Genomic DNA, 10,166 nt, shown 5'->3' with positions numbered 1-10,166 from the left:
CCCCCCCCCCCCCCCCCCCCCCCCCCCCCCCCCCCCCCCCCCCCCCCCCCCCCCCCCCCCCCCCCCCCCCCCCCCCCCCCCCCCCCCCCCGCCGCATTGTCGGTGGTCCGTGCCACGATTCTCGTGGCACGGGGAACCCCTCTAGTTCCAGCGCCCCGTGCGCCCCAGCAGCAGGGCCGTCGCGGCGGTGCCCGCGGTGGAGGTGCGCAGGACGGTCGTACCCAGGCGGTACGGCTTGGCGCCGGCCTCGGCGAAGACGGCGAGCTCCTCCGGGGAGACGCCTCCCTCCGGACCGACGACGAGCACGATACGGCCGGTGGCGGGGAGTTCGGCGGTGGCCAGCGGAGTGCTGCCCTCCTCGTGGAGGACGGCCGCGAAGTCGGCGTCGGCCAGCAGGGCGGCGACCTGCTTCGTCGTCAGCGGGTCGGCGACCTCGGGGAAGGTCAGCCGACGGGACTGCTTGCCCGCCTCACGGGCCGTGGCGCGCCATTTGCCCAGCGACTTGGCGGCCCGCTCGCCCTTCCACTGGGTGACGCAACGCGCCGCCGGCCAGGGCACGATGGCGTCCACACCGGTCTCGGTCATCGTCTCGACGGCCAGCTCGCCGCGGTCGCCCTTGGGGAGCGCCTGGACGACGGTGATGACCGGGTCCGGCGGGTCGTCGGTGCGCAGCTCCGTGACGGCGACGACGAGCGTGTCCTTGCCCTCGACGGCGGCGACCGTGCCGTAGGCCCCGGTCCCGTGACCGTCCGTCAGCACGACCTCCTCGCCGGCCCGCAGCCGCCGCACCGACACCGCGTGCCGGCCCTCGGGGCCGTCCAGGGTCAGCGTGCCGCCGGCGCGTGCCTGCGCGAGCGAGTCGACGAGGAAGACGGGCGCGGTCATGACGCGCCGCCGGCGCCGGGGTGGGCCAACGCCGCCCGTGCCGCGTCGATTTCGGCCGCGAGGACCTCGACGAGCTGCGCGGCGGGCAGCTCCCTGGCCAGCCGGTGCCCCTGCCCCGCCCACAGGTTCATGGCCTGCGCGTCGCCCGCCTTGGCCGCGGCCTTGCGCACGGTGGAGGTGAGGTAGTGGACGGCGGGGTAGGCGGCCGGGGCGTACGGGCCGTGTTCGCGCAGGAAGCGGTTCACCAGCCCGCGGGCCGGGCGCCCGGAGAACGCCCGGGTCAACTCCGTATGCGTGAACAGGGGGTTGTTCAGTGCCTGCTTGTGCAGCGGGTTGGCGCCCGACTCCGGGGTGGCGAGGAACGCCGTCCCCAGCTGCGCCATCGTCGCCCCGGCGGCCAGTACGGCGGCGATCTGCGCCCCGCGCATCAGCCCGCCCGCGGCGATCACCGGGATCTGCACGGCCGCGCGGACCTGGCCGAGCAGCGCCAGCAGCCCCAGCCCCGCACCGGTCCCGTCCGCGTGCGGATCGTCCCGGTGGGTGCCCTGGTGGCCGCCGGCCTCCACGCCCTGCACACACACCGCGTCCGCGCCCGACCACTGCGCGGCCTGCGCCTCGGCCGCCGTGGTGGCCGTCACGACGGTGTACGTACCGACCTTGGCGAAGGCGTCGAGGACGGCGCGCGAGGGGCAGCCGAAGGTGAAGGACACCAACGGCACCGGGTCCTCCCGCAGTATCGCGAGCTTGGCCTCGTAGCCGTCGTCGCTGGGCCCGTCGGTTTCGCCGAGCTCGGTCTCGTACCAGGCGGCCTCGCCCGCGAGCTGCTCGCGGTAGACGTCGACGGCGGCGGTGTCGGCCAGGGACGGCTGCGGCATGAAGAGATTGACGCCGAAGGGCCGGTCGGTCAGCGACCGCAGCTGTTTGATCTCCTGGTACATGCCGTCGGCGGTCTTGTAGCCGGCGGCGAGGAAGCCGAGACCGCCGGCGCCGCAGACGGCGGCGGCCAGCTCGGGTCCGGAGCCGCCTCCCGCCATCGGCGCCTGCACGATCGGATAGCGACAGAGATCGGTCAGTGCGGTGGACATGAGCACATCGTGTCACGGGAAACGCCGAGCCCCCGCATCAGGGGCTCGGCGCTGGTACGCGCCTGGGCGCGTCGGTTCGGCCGTGGCCTACCGCCCGTTGAACGCGTCCTTCAGCCGCGAGAACAACCCCTGCTGCCCCGGCTGGAACTGGCCCGTGGGCCGCTCCTCGCCGCGCAGCTTGGCGAGCCGCCGCAGCAGCTCCTCCTGCTCGGGATCGAGCTTGCTCGGGGTCTGCACCTCGACATGGACGATGAGATCGCCGCGGCCGTTGCCCCGCAGATGCGTCACCCCGCGCTGGTGCAGCGGAATCGACTGCCCGGACTGGGTGCCCGGCCGCACATCGATCTCCTCCACCCCGTCCAGCGTCTCCAGCGGGCACTTCGTGCCCAGCGCCGCCGCCGTCATCGGGATGGTGACCGTGCAGTGCAGATCGTCGCCGCGCCGCTGGAAGACCGGGTGCGCAAGCTCGTGGATCTCGACGTAGAGATCACCGGCGGGGCCGCCGCCGGGGCCGACCTCGCCCTCGCCCGCGAGCTGGATCCGGGTGCCGTTGTCGACACCGGCCGGGATCTTGACGGTCAGCGTGCGGCGGGAGCGGATCCGCCCGTCGCCCGCGCACTCGGGGCACGGCGTCGGCACGACCGTGCCGAAGCCCTGGCACTGCGGGCACGGCCTCGACGTCATGACCTGGCCGAGGAAGGACCGGGTGACCTGCGAGACCTCACCGCGGCCGCGGCACATGTCACAGGTCTGCGCCGAGGTCCCCGGCGCCGCGCCCTCACCGGTGCACGTCGTGCAGACCACGGCGGTGTCGACCTGGATGTCCTTGGTCGTGCCGAAGGCCGCCTCGTTCAGCTCGATGTCCAACCGGATCATGGCGTCCTGGCCGCGGCGGGTGCGCGAGCGCGGTCCGCGCTGCGAGGCCGTGCCGAAGAAGGCGTCCATGATGTCGGAGAAGTTGCCGAAGCCCGCGCCGAAGCCGCCCGCGCCACCGGCGCCGCCCGACTGCGACAGCGGGTCCCCGCCGAGGTCGTAGACCTGCTTCTTCTGCGGATCCGACAGGACCTCGTAAGCGGCGTTGATCTCCTTGAACCGCTCCTGGGTCTTGGGGTCCGGGTTCACGTCCGGGTGCAGCTCGCGCGCCAGCCGGCGGAACGCCTTCTTGATCTCGTCCTGCGAGGCATCGCGCCGTACGCCCAGGACCGCGTAGTAATCCGTGGCCACTTACGACTCCGCCAGGATCTGTCCGACGTAACGTGCCACTGCGCGTACCGCTCCCATCGTTCCGGGGTAGTCCATGCGGGTCGGTCCGACCACGCCGAGTTTGGCGACTGCCTCGTCGCCCGAACCGTAGCCGACCGTGACGACCGATGTGGACGTCAGGCCTTCGTGGGCATTCTCATGCCCGATACGTACGGTCATGCCCGAGTCCTTGGCCTCGCCGAGGAGCTTGAGCAGCACCACATGCTCCTCAAGGGCCTCCAGCACCGGACGGATGGTCAGGGGGAAGTCGTGCCCGAAGCGCGTGAGATTGGCGGTGCCGCCGATCATCAGCCGCTCTTCGGTCTCCTCCACCAAAGTCTCCAGCAACACCGACAGCACTGTCGAGACCGTGCCGCGGTCGTCCTGTTCGAAGGACTCCGGGAGATCCTGCACCAACTGGGGCACATCCGTGAAACGGCGTCCCACGACCCGGCTGTTGAGCCGCGCCCGCAGGTCCGCCAGCGAGGTCTCGGCGAACGGCGTCTGGCAGTCGATGAGCCGCTGCTCGACCCGCCCGGTGTCCGTGATCAGTACGAGCATCAACCGGGCCGGCGCCAGTGCCAGCAGCTCGACGTGCCGGACCGTGGACCGCGTCAGCGACGGGTACTGCACGACCGCGACCTGCCGGGTCAGCTGCGCCAGCAGCCGTACCGTGCGCCCCACCACGTCGTCGAGGTCGACGGCACCGTCCAGGAAGTTCTGGATCGCCCGCCGCTCCGGGCTGGACAGCGGCTTGACGCCGGCCAGCTTGTCGACGAAGAGGCGGTAGCCCTTGTCGGTCGGGATCCGCCCCGCGCTCGTGTGCGGCTGGGCGATGAAACCCTCGTCCTCCAGGGCTGCCATGTCGTTGCGGACGGTGGCCGGGGAGACCCCCAGCTGATGCCGCTCGGTGAGCGCCTTGGAGCCGACCGGCTCCTCCGTCCCGACATAGTCCTGGACGATGGCGCGCAGCACTTCGAGCCTGCGTTCACTGAGCATCCTGCGCACCTCCAGTCCGGCCGTCCGCCGTTTCGTTACTCCTGGCACTCACACAAGTCGAGTGCCAGACCCGGAGCCAGTGTACGGCCGGGTAGCACGGCCACGGCAAGGGCGACCTTGCGCGGCGCCCGCCCGATGACCGTGTTCGGCCGATCCACCGGGCAACGCTATCGCGATGGAGCTAGCGTCTCGGTATGGGCACTGCTTGGGAAGAGGCCGGGTGGGAACAGCTCGGTGACGGTGTCGCCAGGCGCCGGATGCCGGGCTGGGACGAGACGATCGGCGTGATCACCGGATCGGCCGGCGTCATGATCGTGGACACCGGTGCGAGCATCCGTGACGGCGCGGATCTGCGCCGGGCCATCCGCGGCGTACTGGGCCGGGAAGTGACGCATGTCGCGCTCACCCATCCACATTTCGATCATGTGCTGGGCACCGCCGCCTTCGCCGGCGTCGAGGTGTTCGGCGCGGCCGGCCTGGGCGAACTGCTCCGGCGCGGCAAGGACGAGCTGCGGCACGACGCGATGCGCCACGGCGTCGCGCGGGACGCCGCCGCGGAGGCCGCCGATCTGCTGGTCGCCCCGCACCACCATGTGCACGGCCAACTGACCGTCGATCTCGGCGACCGGCAGGTGCTGCTCGCCAACGTCGGTCCCGGCCACACCGCCCACGACCTCGCGGTCCTGGTGCCCGGCCGGCACGGCGCCGCCGAGATCGTCTTCTGCGGCGACCTGGTCGAGGAGTCCGGCGAACCGCAGGCCGGCCCGGACGCGCTGCCCCAGCAGTGGCCCGCGGCCCTGGACCGCCTGCTGGCCCTCGGCGGCGAGGACGCGGTGTACGTCCCCGGTCATGGTGCCGTGGTGGACGCCGCCTTCGTCCGCGCCCAGCGCGACGCCCTGGCCGCCCTCTTCGGCGTACCGCCCTCCTGAGCGCCGGCCCCCGCCCCGGCCGGGGCCCGTCGGCACCGGGTCCCGCCGTGATCGACTCCGCCGCGATCAGGTCCCGCCGCCAGCGGGTCCCGCCGCCGGGATCTCGTATAGAACAGGCCCATGCAGAGCAAGCGCTACAGCCCCGACCTGACCCCGCCCTGGAAGAAGCCGCGCCCCGCACCCGAGGTGCCGGCCGACCCCGATCTGGTCGTCGAGGAGGTCACCACGGGCTTCTGCGGCGCCGTGATCCGCTGCGAGAAGACCGCCGAGGGGCCCACGGTCACCCTGGAGGACCGCTTCGGCAAGCACCGCGTCTTCCCCATGACCCCGCGCGGCTTCCTCTTGGAGGGCAAGGTCGTCACCTTGGTGCGCCCGCAGCACCGGCCGGCGCCGGGCGGCCCCGCCCGTACGGCTTCGGGGTCACTCGCCGTTCCCGGCGCCCGCGCCCGGGTCGCACGCGCCGGGCGCATCTATGTGGAGGGCCGGCACGACGCCGAACTGGTCGAGCGGGTCTGGGGCGACGACCTGCGCATCGAGGGCGTCGTCGTGGAGTACCTGGAGGGCGTCGACGACCTCCCGGCGATCGTCCGCGGCTTCTCCCCCGGTCCGGACGCCCGGCTGGGGGTGCTGGTGGACCACCTCGTGCCCGGTTCGAAGGAGTCCCGGATCGCGGCCGAGGTGACGGGCGAGCACGTGCTCGTCGTGGGCCACCCCTACATCGACGTGTGGGAGGCGGTGAAGCCGTCGTCGGTGGGGATCGCGGCGTGGCCCGCCGTCCCGCGCGGCCAGGACTGGAAGACCGGGGTGTGCCGGGCGCTGGGCTGGCCGGAGAACACGGGGGCGGCGTGGCAGCGCATTCTGTCCTGCGTACGGTCCTACAAGGACCTGGAGCCGCAACTCCTCGGGCGGGTCGAGGAGTTGATCGACTTCGTCACGGTCGGCGGGGAAGGCTGACGCGATGGGGAGGGGGCGGCGGGTCCGCTGGAGCGGGCGCGCGTCTCGCCCTGTGATCACCCGGCCGGGTGATCAGTCCACCAGGTCCCGCACCACCGCGTCGGCCAGCAGCCGTCCCCGGAGGGTCAGCACGGCCCGACCCGCCTCGTAGGGCGCCGGCTCCAGCAGCCCGTCGGCCAGCGCCCGCGCCGCCGCACGCGCTCCCGCCGGGGCGAGGATGCCGAGCGGGCAGCCGTCCGACAGCCGCAGCTCCAGCAGGATGCGTTCGACGCGGCGGTCCTCGTCGGCCAGCACCTCGCGCCCCGCGCCCGGGGAGCGGCCCTCGGCCAGGGCCTGGGCGTAGGCGCCCGGATGCTTGACGTTCCACCAGCGGACGCCGCCGACGTGGCTGTGGGCGCCGGGGCCGGCACCCCACCAGTCGGCGCCGGTCCAGTACAGCTCGTTGTGGCGGCAGCGGGCGGCCTCGGTGGTGGCCCAGTTGGAGACCTCGTACCAGGTGAAACCGGCGGCGGAGAGCTTCTCCTCGGCCATCAGGTAGCGGTCGGCGTGGACGTCGTCGTCGGTCATCGGGACCTCGCCACGGCGGATCCGGCGGGCCAGCTGGGTGCCCTCCTCGACGATCAGGGCGTAGGCGGAGACGTGGTCGGGGCCGGCCCCCAGGGCGGCGTCGAGGGACGCCCGCCAGTCGTCGTCGGTCTCACCGGGGGTCCCGTAGATCAGGTCGAGGTTGACGTGCTCGAAGCCGGCCGCGCGGGCCTCGGCGACGCAGGCCTCGGGGCGGCCGGGGGTGTGCGTGCGGTCGAGGATCTTCAGGACGTGCTGCCGGGCGCTCTGCATACCGAAGGAGACGCGGTTGAAGCCGCCCGCGCGCAGCTCGGCGAGGTAGCGGGCGTCGACGGACTCGGGGTTGGCCTCGGTGGTGATCTCGGCGTCCGGCGCGAGGCCGAACTCGTCGCGGATGGCCGCCAGCATGCGGGCGAGGTCGGCGGCGGGCAGGAGGGTGGGAGTGCCGCCGCCCACGAAGACCGTCTCGACCGGGCGCGGGTCGTCGCCCAGCACCTTGCGGGCCAGGCGGATCTCCGCCACGACGGTGTCGGCGTAGTTGTCGCGGGAGGCCAGGGCGCCACCGGAGCCGCGCAGCTCGCTCGCGGTGTAGGTGTTGAAGTCGCAGTAGCCGCAGCGGGTCGCGCAGTACGGCACGTGCAGATAGAAGCCGAGGGGCCGCCCGGCCGCCCCTGCCAGGGCATGACGGGGCAGCGCCCCGTGCTCGGGCATCGGCTCACCATCAGGCAGTGCGGAAGGCATGGGAACCATTGTCCGTCATACGACGCGGAGCAGGGTCCGCCGGGCGGGACGCCCAGCGGAACGCCTTACGGCGCCCGCGCGGGGCCCCGGGGGCCGGCCCGGAGATCGTCGCTCCGCTGCCCTCCAGCGGGACCCGTCTGCCGTACGGCTCCCCGCGCGCCCGGCCCCGGCAGCCCCAGCCCCGACGCCCGCGGGAATACCCTCCCCGCCCACCCCGTTGTGGCCCCGCAGGGGGCCCAGGCATCCCCTACGGGATCTGTTCCCACCAGCCCTACGGGAACCGCCGCGCGCTCCGTAATGCCGCCGCGCCCTACAGCGGACCGCCCGCCGCCTGGAGGACCAGGAGGGCCAGGTCGTCGTCGGGCGGGGTCGGGTCGAAGGCGTGGACCGTGTTGCGGATGTGGTCGGCCAGGGCGGTGGCGCCGAGGCCGGCGCCGGCGGCGAGGGCCGTGGCCAGGCCGTCCTCGTCGTCGAAGAGCCGGCGCCCGGAGCGGCGCTCGGTGACCCCGTCGGTGACGCACAGCAGCGTCTCGCCGGGGCAGAGGTCGAACGATTCGCTGACGTATGCGGCGTCCTCGACCACCCCGAGCAGCATCTGCGGTGCCGCGACGACCCGGACCGCGCCGTCCGCGCCCAGCACCAGCGGCAGCGGGTGGCCGGCGCTGGCGAGCGTGCAGCGGGCGCCTCCCGAGCCGCCGGGGTACGGGACGATCTCGCCGTAGAGGAGCGACAGGAAGCGGGCCTGTTCGCCCTCCTCGCGGATCTCCACCGGCGCCTCCGCCCCGGCGCCGGCCGCCGCCACCGCCGCCGCCACCGCCGCCACCGAGTCCGCCGCCTCCCTGGCCATGGTCTTGTTGAGCCGGTCGAGCACCTCCGCCACACCGAAGCCGTCACGGGCCAGCAGCCGCAGCACCGGCCGGGCGAGCCCGGTCACCGCGGCCGCCTCGGGTCCACTGCCGCAGACATCGCCGAGGGCGAAGCACCAGCGGCCGTCCCCGGCGTCGAACAGGTCCCAGAAGTCGCCGCCCGCCCAGGCGCCCTCGCGCGGCTCGTAGACCACCGCCGACTCCACACCGGGCACCTGCGCCCGCCCCCGGGGCAGCAGCCGGCGCTGCAGCACCTGGCTGATGCGCTCCTGGCGGCTGTACGCGCGTGCGGTGGCCACCGCACGGGCGACCCGCCGGGCCAGGTCCTCGATCAGGACGACGACCTCGTCGGGGATGCGCAGCAGTCCGCCCCGGCCGAGCAGCAGCGTGCCGAGGCGGCGGCCGCCGGCGACCAGGGGGCAGGCCAGCGCCGCGCCGCCCGGCTCCGCGCCCCCGGGTTCGTCCGGCCAGGGCCAGGGGACCGCGGCGGGCGCGCGGCCCGGCGAGGCGGTGCCGGGTACCTCCGGCGGCTGTTTCTCCAGTGCCGTACGCAGCGAGTCGACCCGGCTCTCGCTGGTGTGCCAGACGCGGGCGAGCCGCTGCTCCTCGACGCTCGCCGCGATGCCCCGGCCGGGCGCGCCGCCGTCGCCGTCGTAGAGCCAGACGGCACACCAGTCGGCGAGCCGCGGCACGATCAGCTGGGCGGCGAGCGCGGCGACCTGATCGGCGTCGAGCTGACCGGAGAGCAGGTCGGAGGCCTCGGCGAGGAACGACAGGGCGCCGGTCTCGACCCGGTCGGCGTCCAGCTCCCGACGGGCGGCCCGACGCGGCGCGGGGGCGAGGAGTTCGGCGGCCCGCAGTTCGCGCTGCAGCACCTGATCGGCGTAGGCGATCTCCGGCTCGGGCCGGGCGCCGGCGTCCGGCGCGTCCACCGGCAGGCGGAACCATACGGTCTTCATCGCGCGGCGGTAGGTGATGCCCCAGGATTCGGCGACCGCGCTGATCAGCTGCAGTCCGTGGCCGCCGCTTTCGGAGCCGTCGCTGTCGGCGGCGACACCGTCGACCGGGCAGCCGCCGGACAGGGAACCGTCGGACACCGGGCTGCCGGACGCGGTGCGCCGCGCACGGGCGCGGATCGGCTGTGCCGGATGGTGGTCGGAGACCTCGACGACGATGCCGGGGAGGGGGGCCGGGTCGGCCTCGTCGTCCCGCTCGCCCGCCGCCTCCAGCCGGCAGCGCAGCTCGACGGTGGTGCCCGCGTGCACCACCGCGTTCGTCACCAGCTCGCTGACCAGCAGCACCGCTTCGTCCGCGAGCCGATCGGTGAGCCCCTCCGTGCCGGGCAGCCGCTGGGCGGCCCAGTCGGCGAAGGCGGCCCGGACGAACTGCCGGGCGGCGGCAGCGGCCTGCGGATCCCCCGGCAGGCTGGCCCGCAGGGAGCGGGCGGCGGGTCCGGCCGCGGAGGGGCCGCCGGCCCCTTCCGCCGTCGTCGTGACGTCGTCGTCCCGTGGAGACGAAGTGGTCGTCCGCATTGAGCAACTCCCGAGCAGCTCCGCTACAGCGCCGGATGCGCCACCGACAGAGTGACAGAACGGGCGCACCCATAAGCACTGAGTCACGGAAGTGGGTGGTCACAGCGCTCAATTCGGCTGACGCGCCGGGGGAGTTGGCCGACGCGCCAAGTGCGGCCCGGGGATCCTCGGAATGAGAGGCGGTACGGGGCGGACGACATGGAGGGGGCAGTACGGGGGCGGTGTGTGTGGGGGGGGGGGGGCCCCCGGGGGCCCCCCCCCCCCCCCCCCCCCGCCCCCCCCCCCCCCCCCCCCCCCCCCCCCCCCCCCCCCCCCCCCCCCCCCCCCCCCCCCCCCCCCCCCCCCCCCCCCCCCCCCCCCCCCCCCCCC

The 10,166-nt window shown here is 74.3% G+C and carries 8 protein-coding genes; 2 read left to right on the top strand and 6 right to left on the bottom strand.

Annotated features, from left to right (window positions below; translation table 11 throughout):
- Positions 1-141: 141 nt before the first annotated feature.
- The 4 genes from ACZ5XZ_RS38895 to hrcA form a co-directional block, all read right to left on the bottom strand.
- On the bottom strand, positions 142-885 hold the full coding sequence (locus tag ACZ5XZ_RS38895; protein ID WP_468987175.1) for a 16S rRNA (uracil(1498)-N(3))-methyltransferase: 744 nt from the start codon (positions 883-885) through the stop codon (positions 142-144).
- Positions 882-1,970, bottom strand: coding sequence for a nitronate monooxygenase (locus ACZ5XZ_RS38890; protein WP_468987173.1), 1,089 nt, complete (start codon positions 1,968-1,970; stop codon positions 882-884). Before ACZ5XZ_RS38890 ends, ACZ5XZ_RS38895 begins: the two co-directional genes overlap by 4 nt.
- Positions 1,971-2,057: 87 nt before the next feature.
- A complete protein-coding gene (gene dnaJ / locus ACZ5XZ_RS38885) occupies positions 2,058-3,194 on the bottom strand; it encodes a molecular chaperone DnaJ (RefSeq protein WP_468987172.1) in 1,137 nt (378 codons plus the stop codon).
- Complete coding sequence (hrcA, locus tag ACZ5XZ_RS38880) at positions 3,195-4,211, bottom strand: heat-inducible transcriptional repressor HrcA (RefSeq protein WP_384426864.1); 1,017 nt, start codon at positions 4,209-4,211, stop codon at positions 3,195-3,197. It lies immediately after the preceding gene.
- A gap of 194 nt (positions 4,212-4,405) precedes the next feature.
- Between hrcA and ACZ5XZ_RS38875 the strand changes: the two genes are divergently transcribed.
- Together ACZ5XZ_RS38875 and ACZ5XZ_RS38870 are read left to right on the top strand one after the other, a co-directional pair.
- Positions 4,406-5,140 (top strand): MBL fold metallo-hydrolase, encoded by a 735-nt coding sequence (locus ACZ5XZ_RS38875; protein ID WP_468987170.1) that lies wholly within the window; start codon positions 4,406-4,408, stop codon positions 5,138-5,140.
- Positions 5,141-5,260: 120 nt separating this feature from the next.
- Positions 5,261-6,094, top strand: coding sequence for a DUF3097 domain-containing protein (locus tag ACZ5XZ_RS38870; RefSeq protein ID WP_468987169.1), 834 nt, complete (start codon positions 5,261-5,263; stop codon positions 6,092-6,094).
- A 72-nt stretch (positions 6,095-6,166) separates the two neighbouring features.
- On the opposite strand, the gene hemW is transcribed toward ACZ5XZ_RS38870, so the two are convergent.
- Complete coding sequence (gene hemW, locus ACZ5XZ_RS38865; protein WP_468987167.1) at positions 6,167-7,399, bottom strand: radical SAM family heme chaperone HemW; 1,233 nt, start codon at positions 7,397-7,399, stop codon at positions 6,167-6,169.
- A 310-nt stretch (positions 7,400-7,709) separates the two neighbouring features.
- Positions 7,710-9,797 carry a SpoIIE family protein phosphatase gene (locus ACZ5XZ_RS38860; protein ID WP_468987166.1) on the bottom strand — a complete coding sequence of 696 codons (2,088 nt, stop codon included), beginning with the start codon at positions 9,795-9,797 and terminating at the stop codon, positions 7,710-7,712.
- Positions 9,798-10,166 lie beyond the last annotated feature (369 nt).

The sequence above is a fragment of the Streptomyces sp. NPDC033270 genome (assembly GCF_055576575.1).
Note: the sequence above shows the minus strand (reverse complement) of the source record. Positions and strands in the feature narration are given on the sequence as shown.

Bases quoted from the DNA above. Each gene is read 5' to 3' on its own strand.
- ACZ5XZ_RS38895 (WP_468987175.1), bottom strand. From the start codon at position 885: ATGACCGCGCCCGTCTTCCTCGTCGACTCGCTCGCGCAGGCACGCGCC.
- ACZ5XZ_RS38890 (WP_468987173.1), bottom strand. From the start codon at position 1,970: ATGTCCACCGCACTGACCGATCTCTGTCGCTATCCGATCGTGCAGGCG.
- hrcA (WP_384426864.1), bottom strand. From the start codon at position 4,211: ATGCTCAGTGAACGCAGGCTCGAAGTGCTGCGCGCCATCGTCCAGGAC.
- ACZ5XZ_RS38875 (WP_468987170.1), top strand. From the start codon at position 4,406: ATGGGCACTGCTTGGGAAGAGGCCGGGTGGGAACAGCTCGGTGACGGT.
- ACZ5XZ_RS38870 (WP_468987169.1), top strand. From the start codon at position 5,261: ATGCAGAGCAAGCGCTACAGCCCCGACCTGACCCCGCCCTGGAAGAAG.
- hemW (WP_468987167.1), bottom strand. From the start codon at position 7,399: ATGCCTTCCGCACTGCCTGATGGTGAGCCGATGCCCGAGCACGGGGCG.
- ACZ5XZ_RS38860 (WP_468987166.1), bottom strand. From the start codon at position 9,797: ATGCGGACGACCACTTCGTCTCCACGGGACGACGACGTCACGACGACG.